The organism is Pseudohalocynthiibacter sp. F2068, from assembly GCF_023015645.1.
GTDB lineage: Bacteria > Pseudomonadota > Alphaproteobacteria > Rhodobacterales > Rhodobacteraceae > Pseudohalocynthiibacter > Pseudohalocynthiibacter aestuariivivens.
Map to the genome: position 1 here is coordinate 1 of NZ_JALKAK010000018.1, position 19,572 is coordinate 19,572.

The window sequence follows — 19,572 nt, forward strand, 5'->3', positions numbered from 1 at the left end:
AATATCTTCAGCGCATCCTCATCCGAATACCGTTTCCGAGCCATCCCTTCTTCCTCCTGTGACACTCAAATAGTGGCTCAGTTTTAGGGGGCTAGACACGGTGATCAGTTGTCTTCCGACCCTCTTCCGCTGGGTCCACTTCCCACATTTGATCAGCCACGAGCAGAAGCACGCTACGATGATCTGGTCGTAGGTGTTGGATTTGCCCCGCTTGGTCTGAAGGACCTATTTGAAGCCGATATCGAGAAAATACGATATCTCTTTCCGTTTCCGCCGGGCCCCCCAAACTATTTTCGCAATTGGGAGTTTCTCAGGAGTCTCGAAAGTGAAGTTGAGAACCGAAATCTCAGAACTGAAGATCGTTGGCAAGTTCACTCCTTTGATGTTCCGGACGCATTTGAAGCTCTGTGCCGCGTTACAAACGGAGGCGACCGCGCCTGTGCACTTGCGCCACTTGGACCGAAAACACATTCACTAGCAATGTGCCTTTTTGCTCTTGCTCTAGAGAGAGCAGGGCGTCAGCCCGCTCATGTGTATTACACCCAGCCAAGACGATATGCGTTGGACTATAGCGTTGGGACGGCAACATTTGATGGAGCGCCAGACATAAAGGCTTATTGCATAAAGCTAGATGGCCGCCATTTATATGAATTGTAGGTTGGCTTACATACTCACATTTTAGTCGAGGCCACATACCGATGGCTAGGCCAGCTAAGCGAAGAGCACCTCAAGAACACATTGACGCCCAGATCATCAGAAACTGCTTACGCGTCAGCCCACTGGTCAATGCGATACGCATCGCATCTTGGCGGAATTCGTCCGTCCGTTTCGTTCCCATAGTTCGTCTCCTTTGCTGCAATAAATGCTATCAAAGGAGCGGCATCAAACCGCGACAGGTCCACAATGTCTGTTGTTAGATAGTTGCAACACAGAAATTCGTTGGAGGGCAGTCACCGGATTGGGCCGATGTCAACTACAACAATCTCGGTTATACGAACCTGATGAAGTTTTCTTTGAAGTCATGGTGCGACCGCCTAGCACCATTGTTGAGCCAACTCGCAAAAGTTCAAGAACCCTTTCTTGAAGCATATTGGCAGACGGGTTCTTACCCGACCCGCGTGTCATTCAACGGAAAAGATGAAACGCCTTTTCCCAAGGATGACTTGGTCCATCTCTATGATCTCGCGCGCCGTTCCTGCCGATCGGTTGAGAAGAAATACTACAAACCGCTTCTCGATGTGCTTGATCCAGTAAGGGGTATCCTGAGGTCACATCCCTCGCTTTCCAGGGCGCTTGGAACGTTAGCCGGAAATGATGAATTTCATGTCAGGATCTTGAATGGGACATCGCTCACCTGGCTGACACAAATCGTTGCCGGTTTGCTGGAACGTGCGGATGAACACGGCGACGGCGGTATTGTAAGAGCTGCGGACGAACTTGGATCTCTCCTTGAATTGAATTTGACGACCCTAGCAGTTGATGTCCCAAGTGGGCTCGATCAGGGCTATGATCTTCTGCTTTTCCATGGACCCGAAATTCGCAACGAATTTGAGGTTCGAGAAGGCTTGATCGTCAAACCAGCGGCCGAACTATCGGACTATTTGGATCGCGAGTGGATCCGAGATTTTGTCCCAGATGAGATGGACAAGCGTGATTGGCGGCAGATTGGCGCTGTGGTTCAACCGTTCCGTTGGCGTCCATCGTTTCGAAGGAAGACGGATTTTCGGGAAGAGCCACCAAATTGGCCGGCAAGATTTGAGGATGACGCACTCACGTTCTTGGAGATTCTGTCCGTTGCGAACCAAACACCTGTCCTGCCATTTGCACTCATACATGAATGTGTGCACCGATCTGCTTGCGGTTTGCTGGGCTTGGCCCACAGCCACGGCGGCTTGCAGCCAGTACGGCAGGTCGGGCGTCGGCATGACCCATTTCGGACCCCTCCACAGCTACAGACAAACTCAATCGATCTGGCCAAACAGGCCTATGAAAATCGAAAAGATGAGGAATTCGAGCGTCTTGCACCGATCATTCATCGGCTCTCAGAAGCTTTGGCGCGCGTCGGACGTTTTGGAGCAAACGACCGAGTGTTGGATATATCGCAGTCATTGGAATTGATGTTCAAACCCAAAGGCGCTGGTATCAGCAGGCAACTGCAAGATGGGATGGCCGATTTGTTGGGTATCGATGAACCGCATAAAGACGAAATCCGCGCCGCTATCAAACAGGTCTATGATGTCCGTTCAGCAATCGTGCATGGCGCAACTGACGCCAGGCGCAAGCGGCATTTGGAAGGCCGCCAAAAGGCATTTGTCAGCGGCTTCAATCTAACCCAGCAGGCGCTGTTCAAGATGATCGTGGGTGATACCTGATATCTTTCCTGGTCTACACATCAACGAATGTCCGGAATGCATGCTGCTTCCGCAGCAATCGAATTCCCGGCCCAAGGACCGCTTTAGGCCGTTTCTCCACAAAATGACTGGACTAGTGCGGCAAGCAGAGCAGTACTGTCGTAGCGACACACCTTAAGCGTGCGCATAAACTTCTCCGCCCGGACCTCCGGGCTGTGGTCAGTAGCAGAGCCATTTCGGCTCTGTGTGGTCTGAACAGGAGAACCCCATGACCCAGCAAACAAAACCGCGAACCAAGAAAGCGCAACTGATTCAGGTGCTGAGCCGGAAAGCCGGGGCTGATGTCGTCACCATCAGCGCAAAATTCGGCTGGCAGCCTCACTCTACACGTGCCGCACTGACGGGCCTGCGCAAGTCAGGATACGTACTGGAAGCTGAAAAGCCGGGCAGCGGCAAGCCCTTGCGATACTGCATTGTCAATAAGCCCGCGGTGGATTCTGTCTGATGACTACTGAGAGCGCGGTAGAAGCTCGTTGGGCAGAACTAGCTGACATGGACCGTTCCGCCCTTCGAGTGGCCTGGAGGGGGGCTTTCGACAACACACCACCTCACTTTTTGTCGATGACCTTCATGCGCAAGGCTCTGATCTGGCATGCTCAGTGCCGCCGGTTTGGCGGGCTGTCCCCGGACATGAAGCGAGCTCTCAATTCCGCAACCGCAGGTAAAACCGTGAGGAGCAAACCGGCCGCAATCAGGCCTGGGACGCAGCTTGTCAGGGAATGGAACGGGCGGCGGTATCAGGTCGATGTGAGCGATGATGGATACGTAATGAATGGTGAGCGGTTTAAGTCGCTGTCGGCCATTGCACTTCACATCACCGGTACAAGCTGGTCCGGTCCGCGCTTCTTTGGATTGAACAGCAAATCGGGCAGTGGCACATGAAGAAGACCCGCTGCGCGATCTATACCCGCAAATCCACGGAAGACGGGCTGGAACAGGAATTTAATTCGCTGGATGCACAGCGCGAAGCCTGTACGGCCTTTATCGCCAGTCAGAAGATTGAAGGCTGGGTTCTGGTTCCTGATTCTTATGATGATGGCGGGCTGTCGGGCGGGACACTGGAGCGTGCCGGGCTGCAACGGTTGATGGCAGATATCCGGTCCGGCAAAGTGGATCGGATTGTTGTCTACAAGATCGACCGGCTGACACGATCGCTGGGGGATTTTGCCAAGATCGTCGAGGTTCTGGATGAGGCTGGCGCGTCGTTTGTATCTGTGACCCAATCGTTCAACACCGCCACAAGCATGGGGCGGCTGACGCTGAACATGTTGCTCAGCTTCGCCCAGTTTGAGCGGGAAGTTACGGCTGAACGCATTCGCGACAAGATCACAGCCTCCAAGAAGAAAGGCCTCTGGATGGGGGGCAATGTGCCGCTGGGCTATGAACCACATGGCAGAACGCTAAAGATCAAAGAGCCGGATGCACAGATTATCCGAACGATCTACGATCTCTACAAAAAACATGGCTCGGTTCGGGCGGTGAAAGATCAGGCTGATAAGCTGGATTTGAAGACAGCCATCCACACATTGTCATCGGGCCGGTCGAAGGGTGGAACGCCCTTCAGTTTTGGTCACATCTACTACATCCTGACCAATCCGGTCTATGCGGGCCGCATTCGCCATAAGGCAAAAGTGTATCCCGGTCAGCATCCACCACTCATTGAGCCAGAGTCTTGGGATACGCTGCAGGACCAGCTGATGGGCCGTTCGGTCAGCGACCGCCTCGGCAAAGAAAGAGGAAAGGGAAGAGGTGGTCGAAAACAGGTCTCGCTTCTGATTGGCAAACTGTTTGACGAAACCGGTGACCGTCTGACCCCGAGCCATACAAAGTCCTCGAAAGGACACCGGCTCAGATACTATGTCTCAAACCGGCTGATCCGAAGTAAAAGTGCCAAAGATCCGTCGGGTTGGCGATTGCCTGGACCTGAGTTGGAAGCATTGGTCAGCAAACTGCTCCGCAAGCATCTGAGCACCCCGTCCGTGATGGCAAACATCGTGAGCGAAGCTACGACGGAAGAGATCGCAACTATTGCTACGCAATTGTCAGACATCACCAGAAGCGAACCTGATGAGCAGAGCGAGAAGCGCAACCAGATTTTGCAACTGTCGCAAAATATTCAGCTCGCACCGGGAAGGATCAGAATCACCATATCAGAGAACGGCTTAGCTGAGATGTTAGGTGTTGATCGCGAACGAGTATCTGAGGAACACCTCGAGGTAGAGGCCGGGTTCCAACACCGGAAACGGGGTGTTGAAACGAAACTTGTCCTGGCCGACACAGCCAACCCGCGCGATGAAACCTTGTTCAAAAACATCGCCAAGGCACATCACTACTTTGACCTGATCCGTGCCGGGCAAACCTATTCGGAGATTGCCGCATCTGAAGGCGTATCAAAACACCGGGTTTACAAGCTGGTCGATCTGGCCTTCCTGGCACCGGATATTGTGCGTGATGTGTTTGCGGGCTCTCAACCAACAGGCCTGACAACTGAATGGTTGCTGCGCCACGCTATCCCCGCGCTTTGGTATGAACAAAGAGAAACGTTCCGCACCCTGTAAAAAGGCACGGGCTCTGAACGGGCCAGCGCCGCGCGATCCCAGCAACATCAAACATACCCAACCGTCGACCGTGCAAATGCAGTTCCCAGACTTTTGGTGGAATCTTACCAGTTAGCGGCATTTTACGGGTCTGGGGTATCCGGACACCCTGAAATGTCCCGGAAAACACGGAGGAAAACACGAAATCTCGTACTGTTAGAAAAATGTAATGAGTGTTGGCTGGGGTGGTAACGGCCACATCCATTGAAAACATTGAATAAATTGTGTCTCGTACCAACAGATGTACCAACATTTTGTGGGTCGAACTGGGACGCATCAGGGGCTTTTATCGCGATTTTTCGTTGGTTCGAAGCGCGGAAAAAAATAGTCTTGGATTGGGAATGAGACGGAGATTAGGGGATGTCAATCGCACGATTGGGAGGGTGACTGAACGCAAACCGTTAGACTATCTTTCAGATCAGATCAGATCAGTTTAGAACTTACACTGGAAGCAAAGGATGCTCCTATGTTCCAGCGATTGGAAAAAATGTGACCCATCGAAACGAAGCAAACGAAAATCCTTGGTACGTTCTGATGACACTATTTGGTGAGCAGAACGAAAACCATGTCGATCTAGAACTTCACAAAAAGAATAGGCAAGTCTGGAACTCATGGGCTGGATCGCGCCTATCTCCAGAAGAGCAAGAAGAATACACAGCTTTTTCTCAAATTGACATAGCCGAACTAAAAGATTGGAGCGCGCGATCTGTAGAAATTCAGAGGCTTCACAAAAGGGCGATGAAAAATCGGAATAACTCCCATTTTGTGTACCCAGGTTTTCCAAATCCAAATTCAAATGTGGATTTGAGCGAAACGGAGTTCTTCAAACTAGTAGTTCTTGATGAATTAGTGTTCCCTCAGCTCGGGAATTTCAATTCGTCAGTCTTTAATCATAGCGTGTTGGGTAGCAAGTCGTTTTATTTTCAAGGAATGAGCTTCGTTCGTGCCAGATTTCTCAAGCTGGCACAGTTTACCCACGTTTGTGTAAAGAGAGATGCTGATTTCAGGGACGCCACTTTTGACGCTTTGACGCATTTTGACGGCTCACACATACGCCGTGCTCGATTTTCGAGAGCAATATTTGGACAAGTTGCTAAAATAGATAAATCAGTATTTCTAGGTCCTTCATCTTTCGACCAAGCCAAGTTTCTAAACGACGTTGTTTTTGAAGACTCCGTTTTTGAAGACGCTAACTTCCAGAAAGCTGAATTTAGTAAAACAGTAAGTTTTAATAGGGTGAGTTTTCAAGGAAACGCAAAATTTTCATCCTCGGTGTTCAATGGTTTCACCTATTTTGTAGGTGCAAGTTTTGAAACGGTCAGAAACAGGACCTGCATAAGTCCGAATTTTTCGGAATGTCAGTTTGAAAAACCGACAGATTTCAGAAAAGCAATCTTTAAAGATTTCTACCCCGTCTTCACTGGAGCAACTTTACATGAAAAAACGAGCTTTACCGCCAATCCTGAGAATTGGCCTAGTAGTCTAGATAGCAATTTGGATGAAGCTCGAGAAAATTGCGAAATAATTCGGCATTTGCTATCCGGGCAGGGTTTGCATGAACAAGCACATTTCTTCTATCGACGAGAAATGGAGTTTGCCGGGCGGATCGGAAATTTTTGGCAAAAACTACCCTATAAAATTTTCAGAATTTTGTCTGACTACGGCTACTCGATTGCACTGCCACTAAAATTTTTAGCAATAGTTTTGATTGCTCCACTTGGTGCCTATACGGCCATTCTGGAAGGTCCAGACGAAGGATTCAGTTTTATAAATTTTTTTAAAGCTATCGGTTTTAGTTTTTCGAACACATTCAAATTCTTTGGTTTGCAGAAGGTCTATTTTTCTGAGTTGTTAGATCAACTCGATATGGTTCTTTCATTTGTGACCGGAGCACAAACAGTGTCTGGATTTGTCTTGGTTTTTTTCTTGGGCTTAGGCCTCAGAACGAGATTTAGATTGCGGTAGTCGTTGACTCCCAATTGTAACCCGCAGCTTTTTTTCTGTGCGCTTTTGTCAGACGTGTGGTCCGTAACCGTTGAGTTTTTTTGGCTCCTTTTCCGGATTGTCAGGTGTCATTTCCGGCATTTCAGAAAATGGAAAAGACCAAATAATACCAACATATTTGCAAACAATCTGTCGGGTGTGACGGAACGTACCGATAATCATCCGAGCAGTGCCCGTATGTCATCCGAGAGTGGCCACTAGCTACTCGCCCAATGTTGAGAATCAACTGTTGGTATCAATCAAATGTTGGCATCAGCGTTCCGTGAGATACCAACAAATCGGTACCAACAACACTGGGACGCATGGGGTCTCACTGGCAGCAACAGGTAGCAAGAAGTTCAATTTCCTTAACTTACTATCTGTTTGGGACGTATGAGGACGTATTGGGACGCATTGGGACGTATTTTGGCTGGGGTGGTAGGATTCGAACCTACGATCTGCGCTACCAAAAAGCGTTGCCCTGCCACTAGGCCACACCCCAACAGTGAGCGGCTATTTACGCCGGACGGCGGTACAGTTCAAGCCCTCAATCGTGAAAAATTACCGAATAAGAGTCCTAAAACAATTCCAACCTCAGATCGTCTGGTCATACGCACCAACCGCATCTTCGGTTCGGATGACCGCATCGATATCGTTAAAGATAGCGCGCATTTCGGCGTCGCTTTCCGGGCTTTCACAAACGACCACAAGATTGGGCGTGTTAGAAGACGCACGCACCAACCCCCATGCACCGTTGTCCAGAATGACGCGCGCTCCATTTACGGTGACAACCTGTGCGATCTTGCGACCAGCTAATGTGCCTCCGGCGTCGTGCAAGGCGACCAGTTTGGCGACAAGCCGCTCTAATACTTCGTATTTTTCAGTGTCGGCGCAATAGGGAGACATTGTTGGTGTTGCATAGGTTTTGGGTAACGCGCGGCGCAGGTCAGACATTGATTTGTCAGGGTTCCGATCGAGCAACTTGAAGATTTCGACAGCCACGCGCAGCCCACAGTCATACCCGCGACCAATGGGTTCTGCCAGAAAATAGTGGCCAGATTTTTCGAATCCGGCCAAGGCGCCAATGTCGCGCACGCGACGTTTCATATGGCTGTGACCAGTTTTCCAGTAATCAGCCTTTGCGCCATACGCTTGCAACTCCGGGTCAGAAGCATAAAGACCAGTGGATTTTACATCTGCGACAAATGTTGATCCGGGGTAAAGTTTTACCAGATCCCGGGCCATGATGACGCCAACCTTATCGGCGAAAATCTCTTCGCCTTCGTCATCGACAAGACCGCAACGGTCGCCATCCCCGTCAAAGCCAAGCGCGAGGTCGGCACCCGACGCTTTTACAGCATCTGACATATCATGCAGCATTTCCATGGCTTCGGGGTTCGGGTTGTAGTTTGGGAAGGTGTAGTCAAGCTCTGTATGCAGATCGACAACCTCGACACCGAGACGCTTGAAAAGCAGCGGTGCAAAGGCCGACGCTGTCCCATTGCCTGTTGCGCAAACGACCTTTAGCGCGCGCGTCATGCGAAAATCACCAACGAGGTCGTCAAGGTAGGCTTCCATGACGCCGTCGACGCGTTCGTATCGGCCACCAACGTGCGCCTCACCCAGCCCGTTCAGCACGATGTCGCGCAATTCGGCCATCTCGTCCGGCCCATGGGTCAGTGGGCGGTCAAAGCCCATTTTAACGCCGGTCCAACCGTTTGGATTGTGGCTGGCTGTGACCATGGCGACAGCAGGCGCATTGAGATGAAACTGACTGAAATATGCCATCGGCGAGAGCGCCGGGCCAATATCACGCACATGAATTCCGGCCTGCATAAGCCCGATAATCAGGGCATTTTTTATCGCAAGCGAATAATCACGATAGTCGTTCCCAACAGCTATGACGGGTTCGATACCACGTTTGCGCATCTGCGTCCCAAGGCCAAGCCCCAATGCTGTCATCCCCGGCAGGTTAATTTCTTCGGGGTATTTCCAACGCGCATCGTATTCCCGGAATCCGGTGGGAGCGATCATGGGATCGCGTAAAAACTCCCAAGTGTTGAGATGCACGGTTTGATCCGGTTTGGGTGTCTTGTTAGCCATAGGAAATCTCTTTTTCGTTCAATATTGTTTTGCGAAGCAATGCCCGGATTTGAGGGTTTAATCCAAATACTGGTCCGCCCCAAAGGATAAGGGGTAGGGTGTTTGTATGTCAGGTTTGATACACCGTTTCAAACGCAGTTCCTTATCAGGACGTCACCTGCTCGCGGAGGATTGAGGCCGTGATGGAAACCATGAGGTATATGCCAGAAAAGATGAGAAACGCCAACAGCGTGTTCTCGAACTTGCGCGGGTAGGTGGCTTCATCGGGGGGAGTTGGGCTTACGCCGGTTGACAAGTATCGCGTCTGGCGGTTGGCCTCTATGCGCGCCGATTCAAGTTGTTGCAACGACTGCTGCATCATCAAGTTCCGGGTTTCAAGATCTGCCTGAGCCACGGCAAGCTGGCTTTGTACCTCTGCAAGCGAGGTGCCGTCTTTCGCGCCCTCTGTAAGCAACGAGCGCATCTCAGCGATCGCGTTTTCCAGATTTTCTATCCTCCGCTTTAACGGATCAACTCTGGCCGGGTTCGGGCGCGAGTTTGACATGAGCTCGATCAGCTGCAGTCGGTTTTGCGTCAATTCTGTTTCAAGTGTCGATATTTGCCCTGTCAGCAAACTGATTTCGACGTCACTGCTGATAACTTCGTAGTCCTGTTGCAGTTCGATGACCCTGCGCTGCGCCTGACCGCGTTTTGCCTCTGCATCTTCAAAACTCTCTCGTGCGCCGCGCATCTGATCTTCGCGAAGTCTTTGAGACAGGTTATCAACAATGCTTTCAGCATACCCAAGCAATGCCTCTGAAAAGGCTGCGCTGACTTCTGGGTCAGCTGCGGCAACCTCCATTTTTATGATGCCTTCAGTCGGGTCAAAGGAGATCACTACGTATTTACTGTAAACGCGATACGCTGCTTCGTTTGTCGCGTCTGGCGGTAAGCGAAGTATCGGGTCCAGATCTGGCTGGCTGAAATGTTCCTTAAAACCAAGCTCTTCATTCAGCCGCAGCATCGCGTCACGCGATTGAAGATAACTTTGGACTGTTATTGAGTCCTGAGAGGTCGCAAATTGTGGCCCCAATATACTGCCCAATCCAGTGGCGGAGGCTGATTCAGATTGCTGGATAACAAATTCAGATTTCGTAGCGTAAATCGGCGTTGCGATTTTGTAATAGTAATAACCTGCGATAAGTGTCGGCAATAAAACGAAAAATGCCAGGCGGGTCATTAACAGCGCCAGCTTCCGGCGACGCCGTCGCACAATATCCTGCTGGATCTTGCGAATTTCTCTGGCGCGCGTGTCTTCGTCTAAGACTTTGGTTGATGGGAGCTGTTGCTGACCTTGCTGAACGGTCTGTGGCAAGTTGTCCTGTGCTTGTTGTTGATTGCTTTCCGCAACAACCAATTCAAGCATATTTGACCGCTGGAAGGGGTCAATGCCGCGGGCACGTAACAGGCGTACGGCATCATAATCGGACGTCGCGGCGATGCCGTGTCGTTGAGCGACACGTCGCGCCATACGTAATTGCCGACCAGTAAGTCCTTCTTTCCTGATTTCGGCAAGCGCCTCTTCGCCAGAAACTTCTGCTGCGCTCGAAATTTCGCCTTGCATAACCTGTTGTTGTCCTGCTCCTGCGCCCATGTTTGGAGACGCTGAACCGTCTTGCGGGCTGGATTCCGGCGCGGTGTCGCCTCTTCCCAGCGAACCGGCGCGCCGGATGCGGAATTTTTTAGCCTTGGGTTTGGTAGTCATAAAGCTTTCTTGCCTCCTCCAAGGTGTCGAACATATAAATCCTGCCATCGCGCAGGACTGCTGCTGAACGGCAGAATTTTTCAAGTGTCTTAGCTTGATGCGACACGATCACGATCGTCGTGTTTGCAAGCCGGTCTTTTAGGATCGCACCTGCCTTTTTGTTGAACTCCACATCTGTTGTGCCTGGCATGCCTTCGTCTATCAGATAGATGTCAAAATCCAATGCCAGTAAAAGCGCAAAATTAAATCTTGAGCGCATCCCCGCACTGTACGTGCCAACAGGCATGTCAAAGTATTCTTTCAGGCCGCAAAGCCAACGACAGAATGCTTCAATATAATCGGGGTCCAGACCGTATAAACGTGCGATATAACGGGAATTTTCCTTAGCCGTGTGTTTGCCTACGACGCCCCCCATAAATCCAAGAGGGAAAGAAATTCGCGATGTTCGTGTTATGATGCCTTCGTCTGGCTTCTCAAGCCCTGCCATCATATTAATGAGCGTCGTTTTACCCGTTCCGTTAGGAGCAAGAATGCCGAGCGAATTTCCGATCTCGACACGAAAAGACGCGCGATCAAGTATTACCTTGCGCTGTGTCCCGGTCCAGAAGGACTTACTCACATCTACAAACTCGAGCATCACTCGCCTCAGCACTGCCTGATGGGGCCTGCTACCCTTAACGGATTATTGTTAACGACACCTGTAAGCGCCATGTTTGTTCGCATTATGTCCGATCTTCACAAAGATTTACACTGTAACCGTGAGTAAACCACCCTAAAAACCCGCAAAAACAGTCATAATGCATCAATTGTGAGAAAGAAGTTACAATTTATCCCCTCACAAGGTTTTGTAGGCCTTACAATGTGCAATCAGAGGTATATGGGTTTCCGTATTCCCGACTTTTTCAGATCGAATTTATTACCGATAGTTGCAATTTAATGAAACTGCCATTAGGCAAGAAAAGGCGAACGGGGCAGGATGTTTTTACACTTCTTGCGCAGCGGCGGTTAGACGTTGAAGGGGCGAAATTTGCGATTTTTAGGTTCTTTCGTGGTTTTGCTTGGCCTTTGGCTGCTGCTTTCGGGCATTTACCAACCCCTTATCGTCGGATTTGGCGTTGTTTCCGTCCTGATTGTCATCTTCGTTGTGAAGCGAATGGATGCGCTTGATGAAGACCGGGTTGCGTTGCGACTGAGCCCAGTTGAGGTTCTGAAATACATGCTTTGGCTTTTTGTCGAGATTGCAAAAGCGAATTGGGCCGTTACCAAAACAATCATGTCACCCCAAATGCCTTTGCGGCAGCATCTTTTTTCTGTGCAGAACACGCAGAAAAGCGATCTTGCACAGGTGATTTATGCAAGCTCAATTACACTGACGCCAGGGACAATCACCGTTGAAACGGAACCGGGGCATTTTCTTGTTCATGCTGTTGCCTATACGGACGAGGACATTGACGCCCTTGCCGATATGGATAGGCGTGTAAGCGCCATTGAAATGAGCGAAGCCCAATGATGTTTTCTGTCGCAACAATTGCAGTTTTTATGGCAATGGTTTTGGTTCTGTTCCGGTTGTTCGCTGGTCCGACGCTCTATGATCGTGTTCTTGCGGTGAATTCCTTTGGCACACATACGGTGCTGCTGATAGGGATCATGGGGTTTCTGTTTGGGCGGCCGGATTTTCTGGATATAGCGCTTCTCTACGCTCTTATTAACTTCGTTGGCACAATCGCAATCCTGAAATTTTTTCGTTACCGGGCAATCGGCGACCATCTTCATATTGAGCCCGAAGAGGAGCAGAGTTCATGAGTATCGGGGAGATTGTCGTCTCCGGCTTAAGCTGGTTCTTTATACTTTCAGGCTCATTCTTTGTGATCGTCGGCGCGTTTGGAACATGGCGGTTTCCTGATTTCTGGTCGCGCCTGCACGCGGCATCGATTACCGATTCAGCGGGCATGATTTTGCTTCTTGTTGGGATGTGCCTGCAGGCAGGTTTTACACTTGTGACCGTAAAGCTGATTATCATCGGTATATTTCTTTTTATCACTGGTCCGACTTCCACACATGCAGTTGCAAATGCGGCGCTTGTCTCAGGTCTTCGTCCCAAAGAGGCCGAAGGGCTTCGAGGTACAGAGCCAATGGTGAGCTCTGAACCCGATTCAAAAATTTAAACGCGCGGCAGGTGAGTTATCGAAACCTTTATTAACATTACGCTTTTCACGATGCTGGTTGCAACGGCAATTGCGATCGTACGCATGCAACGCCTGTTCGCAATTGCCATGCTATCGGGTGTATTCAGCCTGTTGTCGGCCCTGTTGTTTGTTGTGCTTGACGCGGTTGACGTTGCCTTTACCGAGGCCGCTGTTGGTGCCGGTATTTCTACAGTTCTGGTCCTTGGAACGCTGGCGCTTACGTCGCGCGTTGCCAAACACTCAACCCATTCACCTGCAATACCGTTACTTGTGGTTTTGGTTACGGGTGCGACACTGATGTACGGCACGCTTGATATGCCGAATTTCGGGTCGCCGGACGCACCAGCGCAAACCCATGTCTCGCCAGATTATCTGGAGCGTAGCCCACATGAGATTGGCGTTCCCAACGTCGTTACAGCAATTTTGGCGAGCTATCGGGGGTATGACACGCTTGGCGAGACAGCCGTGGTCTTTACCGCCGGAATCGGTGTTTTGCTTTTAATCAGCGGGTTGCATCGACGGCGCGAGGATGAAGACGAAGAAGAAGAAAGTGGGGAAAGCTGATGCGCCATCACCTTATCTTACGTGTCGTCACCAAACTTTTGGTCGGAACCATAATTCTTTTTGCCTTCTATGTTCAGTTTCACGGAGACTTTTCACCTGGTGGCGGGTTTCAGGCTGGTGTGATCATGGCGGTTGCCTTCATCCTCTACGGTGTTGTCTTCAGCTTGCGTAAGGCACAGAAGGTATTTCCGCCCTGGTTGGTGCACAAGTTGGTCGCGCTTGGTGTTCTGATTTACGCTGGTACCGGAATTGTTAGCCTGTTCCTTGGGTACGAATATCTCGACTACGGCGCATTTAGCCCACATCACCCCGAGCATGGCCAGCATTATGGAATTCTGATCGTTGAATTGGGTGTCGGTATTACCGTGACCGGTGTGATGGTCGCAGTTTATTACGCATTTGCAGCGCGCCCCCCCCGTATCAGCGACGAGGAATGGTAATGAACGGAGAATTCACCTGGGATTTTATCGTCGGACACATGAACTATTGGCTGTTTATCGTGTTGATGATGACCGGGCTTTATATTGTTGTTGCCAAAGGTAATCTGGTGAAAAAGATCGTTGGGCTGAACATTTTCCAGACCTCCGTCTTCATGCTTTACATTTCGATGGGGAAAGTGACAGGTGGAACCGCCCCAATTTTCCCGGCAGACATGATTATTGACCCGGATGTAGTGTATTCGAACCCGCTGCCGCATGTTCTGATCCTGACGGCAATTGTTGTTGGCATTGCGACAACGTCTTTGGGTTTGGCGCTTATCGTCCGTATCCGGGAAGAGTTTGGCACGATCGAAGAGCACGAAATTCTGGAGATTGAGAAAGCGATCGCCGCTGCCGAAAACAAACTCCACGGCGAAGCGATGGGCGGGCGCGCATAATGGCAACTGAAACGACCCATCACGTTGCGATGACGCTGTCAGATCATCTGCCTGTGCTTGCAATCCTCGTGCCGTTTGTTGCAGCACCTTTGTGTGTATTACTCGGCAGTCGTAGCCTGACGTGGCCAATCACCTTTCTGGCAAGTGCAGCGTCTTTCGTAACTTCATTTCTGCTACTGCTCAGCGTCATCGACGGTGGCTTTATTTCGTATCATATTGGTGGCTGGGCGCCACCGCTTGGGATTGAGTACCGGGTTGATGCCGCGAATGCTTTCGTTTTGTTTCTTGTGACGGGGATCAGCACGATTGTGCTGCCATACGCGCGGGAAAGCGTGAAATCCGAAATACCTGAGCGCCATCACACGTTGTTTTACGCCTGCTTTCTGTTGTGTTTAACAGGTTTGCTTGGTGTTGCCGTTACAGGCGATGCATTCAACGTCTTTGTGTTTCTCGAGATTTCATCGCTCTCAACCTATGTTCTTATTGCACAGGGATCTTACCGGGATCGGCGCGCGCTGACCGCTGCATATGATTACCTGATCATGGGCACAATTGGTGCGACGTTCTTTGTGATTGGCCTTGGTATGCTTTACATGGCGACCGGGACGCTCAACATGGCTGATCTGGCTGATCGTATCGCGGATCAGGGTGCCAACCGGACAGTGCGTGCAGCATTCGCCTTTATTGTTGTCGGCATCGGACTCAAGGTTGCCATTTACCCGCTGCATCTGTGGTTGCCGAACGCTTACACATACGCACCCTCCGCTGTTACCGCTTTTCTTGCAGCCACGGCAACCAAGGTCGCTGTTTATGTTTTAATGCGGTTCCTGTTCTCGGTCTTTCAGCCAAGCTTTTTGTTCGAAGTGAACACGCTTGAATTCATGATTATCCCCTTTGCGATCCTCGCGATGTTTGCTGCGTCTTTCATTGCAATATTCCAGACGGATCTGAAACGGTTGCTTGCCTATTCCAGTATCGCCCAGATTGGCTACATGCTACTTGGCATTGGCCTGCTGAACGAATCCGGTGTCGCAGCAGCGGTTGCGCATCTGTTTAACCACGGGATCACCAAGGCGGTGCTGTTCATGGGGGTAGGGGCGCTGGTTTTGCGATCCGGTGGATCGTTCTTCGACAGGATCGAAGGTATGGGCAAGCTGATGCCCTGGACAAGTGCCGCAATTGTTATTGGCGGGCTCAGCCTTATCGGGGTGCCGGGAACCGCTGGATTCCTTAGCAAGTGGCTGTTGGTGCAGGGTGCTCTTGAAAAGGGCTGGTGGCCAATTGCAATTCTGGTCGTATTGTCGTCGCTTCTGGCGGTTATTTATGTCTGGCGTATTGTTGAGGCGATGTACCTGAGATCACCGGCCTCTGACATTGAAGCCAAAGAAGCACCTCTTTCGATGCTTGTCCCGATCTGGATTATGGCGATTGCCTGTATCTATTTCGGATTTGCAACTGATATCACTTTAACTGCGTCTCATACGGCGGCCCAAGGTCTGCTGGCTGGGCCAGTCGGTTTGCATTAGGTAGGGCGACAGGTGGAAACAAATACAGCCATATTGCTGACAATGCTGATCCCCGCGCTTGCGACGGTTACAAATATTGTGTTTCGCAAACAACCGAACCTGCGTGACGGCATTACGCTAGCGGCTGCAGTCGCAACATTCCTTACGGTGCTGACGATACTCAGCAATGTCGGAAACGGAACGACTGAACCGCTCGTGTTATTCGAAATTTTGCCGGGGATCGATATTGCGTTCAATGTTGAGCCGCTTGGCCTGCTGTTTGCCATTGTTGCATCCGGTTTGTGGATACTGACCCACATCTATGGCATCGGCTATATGCGTGGAAACAACGAAAGCCACCATGCAAGGTTCTTTGCCTGTTTTTCTTTCGCAATTTCATCCGTTATGGGCATCGCTTTTGCGTCGAACATGTTCACGCTGTTCCTGTTTTACGAGCTGCTGACGCTGTCGACCTATCCGCTGGTCGCCCACAAAGGCACCGAAGAGGCGATCCGCGGCGCACGTACGTATCTTGGCATTCTGATCGGCACCTCAATCGGGCTGCAACTGGTTGCCGTGATCTGGACTTATGCAATCACCGGAACGCTTGATTTCACCAAAGGTGGTATTCTTGAAGGCCATATATCCGGGCCGATGGTTGCCATTCTGCTTGCGCTTTACGCCTTCGGTATTGGCAAAGCTGCCTTGATGCCATTCCATCGCTGGCTGCCCGCAGCGATGGTCGCGCCAACTCCTGTCAGCGCTTTGCTTCACGCCGTTGCTGTTGTGAAAGCAGGTGTGTTCACCATGCTTAAGGTTGGTATCTATATCTTTGGCATCGATTTCCTGGCGGAAACAGGTGCGTCTGAGTGGTTGATGTGGCTGGCGGCCTTCTCGATCATTGCAGCTTCTGTTGTTGCAATGACGAAAGATAATCTCAAGGCAAGGCTCGCTTACTCCACGGTCAGCCAACTGTCCTACATTACGCTTGGCATGGCGCTGGCAACCTCGATGGGTGCGCTTGGTGGCGGGATGCATATCGCGATGCACGCGATGGGCAAGATCACGCTCTTTATGTGCGCAGGCTCGATCTACGTTGCGACACACAAAACAAATATCAGCCAGATGACGGGGCTTGGGCGCATCATGCCGATCACCTTCGGCGCATTTCTGATCGGGGCGCTTTCTATTATCGGCCTCCCACCGCTGGGTGGATCATGGAGCAAGTGGTTGCTGATCGTCGGGGCTGCAGACACGGGGCAGTGGGTGATGATAGGGGTTCTGATGGCGAGTTCGTTGTTAAACGTTGCCTATCTGTTACCGTTGGTTGGGCGCGGGTTTTTCCTAAGTGATCCGGATGCCGAACCAATAGAAGGAATGGCAGAGTCACCCCTTCTGGTCTGGCTGCCTCCGGCAATAACTGCCATTGGTTGTATTGTGCTGTTTTTCTTCGCTGGCGATTTGCAGGATTTCTTGTCGCCCATTGTTGTACCGAACTAGGGAACTGCGAATGAGCATCGATCAGAACGATAAGCCCGAAGACCTGCCGACACTCGGTCGCGCGCTGCTGTGGCTCGACACGAAGAAGAATGTCGATCGGATCGTCTATGGGCTGTACATAGTCTGCGCAATTCTCTTCGCCGCAGACTTTCTGTACCATAAACACGTATACCTCGGTGTGGAGGAGTTTCCGGGTTTTTACGCGCTTTACGGATTCTTCATGTGCGCAGCACTTGTAATCAGCGCCAAAATCATGCGTTTATTTCTGAAGAGGCCCGAGGATTACTACGCGCCCTATGATGTGGAATCCGAAAAGTATCCGGAAGATCAGCTGGAGAGGAAAACTCACGATGGCTGAAACCTTCCCAATTGCTTTTCTTTTCTTCGCGGGCGCAGCTGGACTTCTGGCTTTGCCCAAAGGTCATGCCCGTGCAGCATTGCTGTTGGCCGTTCCTGTTGTTGCGTGTCTCTTCGTGTGGTCATTGCCGGAAGGCAACTTGTGGACCGTACGCTTTTTCAATCTTGATCTGGAATTTATGCGCGTTGATCGCCTATCGCGTATCTTTGCGTTGATTTTCACAATCGCAGCATTCCTCGGCAATCTTTATGCTTGGCATGTTCGCGATACGGTTCAGCAACTCGCGGCGCTTTTGTATGCGGGCTCGGCTATCGGCGCGGTTTTTGCGGGCGACCTGATCACGCTCTTCTTTTATTGGGAGGGCACTGCAATCACGTCCGTCTTCCTGATCTGGGCGCGTCGCACAGAAGGTGCCTATCACACCGGTGTAAGATACCTGATCGTGCAGGTCGGTTCAGGTGTTCTTCTGCTGGCGGGGGCGGCGCTTTTTTATCGAGAGAGCGGATCTATCGCATTCGATAAAATGACCCTTGGTTCAATTGGGACATGGCTTATTTTTCTGGCTTTCGGAATTAAATGCGCTTTCCCGTTGCTGCACAACTGGCTTCAGGACGCTTATCCGGCAGCTACTGTTACCGGAACCGTGGTCCTTTCAGCCTTTACCACCAAGCTTGCAGTTTATGCTTTGGCTCGCGGCTTCCCGGGGACCGAGATGCTCATTTATATCGGCGCGGTCATGACGCTGTTTCCAATTTTCTTTGCTGTAATCGAAAACGATCTTCGTCGGGTGTTGGCGTATAGTCTGAATAACCAGCTCGGTTTTATGGTGGTGGGTATTGGAATCGGCACTGAACTCTCGCTCAATGGTACTGCAGCGCATGCCTTCGCGCATATTCTCTACAAAGCCCTTCTTTTCATGAGCGTTGGGGCTGTGCTGTTCCGTACCGGCACTGCCAAAGGATCTGAACTTGGGGGGCTATATAAGACAATGCCGCTTACCATGATCTTTTGTGTGATCGGGGCTGCATCGATCTCGGCGTTCCCGCTTTTTTCAGGTTTTATTTCTAAATCACTTATCCTGTCAGCTGCGTCGCACGACGGATATTACATCGTATGGGCGATCTTGCTCTTTGCTTCGGCTGGTGTGTTCCACCATTCCGGCATCAAGATTCCGTATTTTGCTTTTTTCGCTCATGATAGCGGACTACGTCCGAAAGAGGCTCCACTGCACATGCTGCTTGCTATGGGCCTCACTGCGTTTTTATGCGTTGCCATTGGCGTGTTTCCGGGGCCACTTTATGCGCTGTTGCCTTTTGATGTGGACTACGTGCCCTACACAACGACCCATGTCGTCACCCAACTGCAGCTTCTGTTCTTTTCTGCACTGGCTTTCACGGTACTGATGCGGACTGGTATCTATCCGCCAGAATTAAAATCGGTCAATCTTGATACGGACTGGACCTACAGGCGCTTGATGCCAGTTTTAATTGGCAGTGTTTCAGGTGTTCTTTCAAAGGTATGGGCGGCGCAATCAAACTTTACTCAAACCAGGATCAGGGCTGTGATTGCGCGTCTCTATCATTCTCACGGGCCAGAAGGACGAATGGCGCAGTCGTGGCCGACAGGGTCCATGGTTATATGGATTGCGGTATTACTTGGGTTCACGCTGATTGTGAACTTTTTGAGCTAACGCAACGCGATACAACTGCTAAACCCTTATCACAGCGTCGTTCGCTGGAAATTG

19 protein-coding genes and 1 tRNA gene are annotated in these 19,572 nt (G+C 50.8%); 16 read left to right on the top strand and 4 right to left on the bottom strand.

From position 1 onward, the window contains the following. The first annotated feature begins 108 nt into the window (after positions 1 to 108). The 6 genes from MWU63_RS17170 (at position 109) to MWU63_RS17195 (ending at position 6,973) form a co-directional block, all read left to right on the top strand. Entirely contained in the window at positions 109 to 657 is a 549-nt protein-coding gene (locus MWU63_RS17170) for a hypothetical protein (RefSeq protein ID WP_247078964.1), read from the top strand. A gap of 389 nt (positions 658 to 1,046) precedes the next feature. Beyond that, the gene (locus MWU63_RS17175; RefSeq protein WP_247078966.1) at positions 1,047 to 2,372 is read left to right on the top strand and encodes a HEPN domain-containing protein; all 1,326 of its coding nucleotides are present in this window, start codon (positions 1,047 to 1,049) and stop codon (positions 2,370 to 2,372) included. A gap of 247 nt (positions 2,373 to 2,619) precedes the next feature. Next, positions 2,620 to 2,856 carry a DUF3489 domain-containing protein gene (locus MWU63_RS17180; protein WP_247078969.1) on the top strand — a complete coding sequence of 79 codons (237 nt, stop codon included), beginning with the start codon at positions 2,620 to 2,622 and terminating at the stop codon, positions 2,854 to 2,856. Further along, positions 2,856 to 3,293, top strand: a complete 438-nt coding sequence (locus tag MWU63_RS17185) for a DUF2924 domain-containing protein (RefSeq protein WP_247078971.1) — start codon at positions 2,856 to 2,858, stop codon at positions 3,291 to 3,293. Before MWU63_RS17180 ends, MWU63_RS17185 begins: the two co-directional genes overlap by 1 nt. After that, a complete protein-coding gene (locus MWU63_RS17190; RefSeq protein WP_247078982.1) occupies positions 3,290 to 4,969 on the top strand; it encodes a recombinase family protein in 1,680 nt (559 codons plus the stop codon). The genes MWU63_RS17185 and MWU63_RS17190 overlap by 4 nt, the downstream gene beginning before the upstream one ends. Before the next feature lie 528 nt (positions 4,970 to 5,497). Further along, on the top strand, positions 5,498 to 6,973 hold the full coding sequence (locus MWU63_RS17195) for a pentapeptide repeat-containing protein (RefSeq protein ID WP_247078985.1): 1,476 nt from the start codon (positions 5,498 to 5,500) through the stop codon (positions 6,971 to 6,973). A 445-nt stretch (positions 6,974 to 7,418) separates the two neighbouring features. On the opposite strand, the gene MWU63_RS17200 is transcribed toward MWU63_RS17195, so the two are convergent. The 4 genes from MWU63_RS17200 to MWU63_RS17215 form a co-directional block, all read right to left on the bottom strand. Continuing rightward, a tRNA-Gln gene (locus MWU63_RS17200) sits at positions 7,419 to 7,493 on the bottom strand. Positions 7,494 to 7,585: 92 nt separating this feature from the next. Next, positions 7,586 to 9,094 (bottom strand): phosphomannomutase/phosphoglucomutase, encoded by a 1,509-nt coding sequence (locus tag MWU63_RS17205; protein ID WP_246531810.1) that lies wholly within the window; start codon positions 9,092 to 9,094, stop codon positions 7,586 to 7,588. Positions 9,095 to 9,239: 145 nt separating this feature from the next. Further along, a complete protein-coding gene (locus MWU63_RS17210) occupies positions 9,240 to 10,838 on the bottom strand; it encodes a capsule biosynthesis protein (RefSeq protein ID WP_213890690.1) in 1,599 nt (532 codons plus the stop codon). After that, positions 10,816 to 11,475, bottom strand: a complete 660-nt coding sequence (locus MWU63_RS17215) for an ATP-binding cassette domain-containing protein (RefSeq protein ID WP_213890689.1) — start codon at positions 11,473 to 11,475, stop codon at positions 10,816 to 10,818. The genes MWU63_RS17210 and MWU63_RS17215 overlap by 23 nt, the downstream gene beginning before the upstream one ends. 390 nt (positions 11,476 to 11,865) lie before the next feature. Between MWU63_RS17215 and MWU63_RS17220 the strand changes: the two genes are divergently transcribed. From MWU63_RS17220 to MWU63_RS17265, 10 genes are read left to right on the top strand one after another with little or no spacing between them, the layout of a single operon-like run. Next, positions 11,866 to 12,348, top strand: a complete 483-nt coding sequence (locus tag MWU63_RS17220; protein WP_246531809.1) for a Na+/H+ antiporter subunit E — start codon at positions 11,866 to 11,868, stop codon at positions 12,346 to 12,348. Next, entirely contained in the window at positions 12,345 to 12,641 is a 297-nt protein-coding gene (locus MWU63_RS17225; protein WP_246531808.1) for a monovalent cation/H+ antiporter complex subunit F, read from the top strand. Before MWU63_RS17220 ends, MWU63_RS17225 begins: the two co-directional genes overlap by 4 nt. Beyond that, entirely contained in the window at positions 12,638 to 13,003 is a 366-nt protein-coding gene (gene mnhG / locus MWU63_RS17230) for a monovalent cation/H(+) antiporter subunit G (RefSeq protein ID WP_213890688.1), read from the top strand. Before MWU63_RS17225 ends, mnhG begins: the two co-directional genes overlap by 4 nt. A gap of 36 nt (positions 13,004 to 13,039) precedes the next feature. Beyond that, on the top strand, positions 13,040 to 13,588 hold the full coding sequence (locus tag MWU63_RS17235) for a DUF4040 domain-containing protein (protein WP_348646250.1): 549 nt from the start codon (positions 13,040 to 13,042) through the stop codon (positions 13,586 to 13,588). Then, positions 13,588 to 14,028 (top strand): Na(+)/H(+) antiporter subunit B, encoded by a 441-nt coding sequence (locus tag MWU63_RS17240; RefSeq protein WP_246531807.1) that lies wholly within the window; start codon positions 13,588 to 13,590, stop codon positions 14,026 to 14,028. The genes MWU63_RS17235 and MWU63_RS17240 overlap by 1 nt, the downstream gene beginning before the upstream one ends. Further along, positions 14,028 to 14,465 (top strand): cation:proton antiporter subunit C, encoded by a 438-nt coding sequence (locus tag MWU63_RS17245; protein ID WP_213890686.1) that lies wholly within the window; start codon positions 14,028 to 14,030, stop codon positions 14,463 to 14,465. The genes MWU63_RS17240 and MWU63_RS17245 overlap by 1 nt, the downstream gene beginning before the upstream one ends. After that, positions 14,465 to 15,991, top strand: coding sequence for a monovalent cation/H+ antiporter subunit D family protein (locus tag MWU63_RS17250; RefSeq protein WP_213890685.1), 1,527 nt, complete (start codon positions 14,465 to 14,467; stop codon positions 15,989 to 15,991). The genes MWU63_RS17245 and MWU63_RS17250 overlap by 1 nt, the downstream gene beginning before the upstream one ends. Before the next feature lie 12 nt (positions 15,992 to 16,003). Continuing rightward, positions 16,004 to 17,470 (top strand): monovalent cation/H+ antiporter subunit D family protein, encoded by a 1,467-nt coding sequence (locus tag MWU63_RS17255; protein WP_247078988.1) that lies wholly within the window; start codon positions 16,004 to 16,006, stop codon positions 17,468 to 17,470. Between the two features lie 10 nt (positions 17,471 to 17,480). Beyond that, positions 17,481 to 17,828 carry a hypothetical protein gene (locus MWU63_RS17260; RefSeq protein ID WP_247078991.1) on the top strand — a complete coding sequence of 116 codons (348 nt, stop codon included), beginning with the start codon at positions 17,481 to 17,483 and terminating at the stop codon, positions 17,826 to 17,828. Further along, positions 17,821 to 19,518: a Na(+)/H(+) antiporter subunit D gene (locus MWU63_RS17265; protein WP_213890683.1), complete on the top strand. Its 1,698-nt coding sequence runs from the start codon at positions 17,821 to 17,823 to the stop codon at positions 19,516 to 19,518. Before MWU63_RS17260 ends, MWU63_RS17265 begins: the two co-directional genes overlap by 8 nt. Positions 19,519 to 19,572 lie beyond the last annotated feature (54 nt).

What these genes read in the sequence shown, in the direction of transcription:
- MWU63_RS17190 (WP_247078982.1), top strand. Translation starts at nt 3,290, where the DNA reads ATGAAGAAGACCCGCTGCGCGATCTATACCCGCAAATCCACGGAAGAC.
- MWU63_RS17245 (WP_213890686.1), top strand. Translation starts at nt 14,028, where the DNA reads ATGAACGGAGAATTCACCTGGGATTTTATCGTCGGACACATGAACTAT.
- mnhG (WP_213890688.1), top strand. Translation starts at nt 12,638, where the DNA reads ATGAGTATCGGGGAGATTGTCGTCTCCGGCTTAAGCTGGTTCTTTATA.
- MWU63_RS17215 (WP_213890689.1), bottom strand. Translation starts at nt 11,475, where the DNA reads ATGCTCGAGTTTGTAGATGTGAGTAAGTCCTTCTGGACCGGGACACAG.
- MWU63_RS17205 (WP_246531810.1), bottom strand. Translation starts at nt 9,094, where the DNA reads ATGGCTAACAAGACACCCAAACCGGATCAAACCGTGCATCTCAACACT.
- MWU63_RS17225 (WP_246531808.1), top strand. Translation starts at nt 12,345, where the DNA reads ATGATGTTTTCTGTCGCAACAATTGCAGTTTTTATGGCAATGGTTTTG.
- MWU63_RS17265 (WP_213890683.1), top strand. Translation starts at nt 17,821, where the DNA reads ATGGCTGAAACCTTCCCAATTGCTTTTCTTTTCTTCGCGGGCGCAGCT.
- MWU63_RS17240 (WP_246531807.1), top strand. Translation starts at nt 13,588, where the DNA reads ATGCGCCATCACCTTATCTTACGTGTCGTCACCAAACTTTTGGTCGGA.
- MWU63_RS17250 (WP_213890685.1), top strand. Translation starts at nt 14,465, where the DNA reads ATGGCAACTGAAACGACCCATCACGTTGCGATGACGCTGTCAGATCAT.
- MWU63_RS17260 (WP_247078991.1), top strand. Translation starts at nt 17,481, where the DNA reads ATGAGCATCGATCAGAACGATAAGCCCGAAGACCTGCCGACACTCGGT.
- MWU63_RS17185 (WP_247078971.1), top strand. Translation starts at nt 2,856, where the DNA reads ATGACTACTGAGAGCGCGGTAGAAGCTCGTTGGGCAGAACTAGCTGAC.
- MWU63_RS17180 (WP_247078969.1), top strand. Translation starts at nt 2,620, where the DNA reads ATGACCCAGCAAACAAAACCGCGAACCAAGAAAGCGCAACTGATTCAG.
- MWU63_RS17210 (WP_213890690.1), bottom strand. Translation starts at nt 10,838, where the DNA reads ATGACTACCAAACCCAAGGCTAAAAAATTCCGCATCCGGCGCGCCGGT.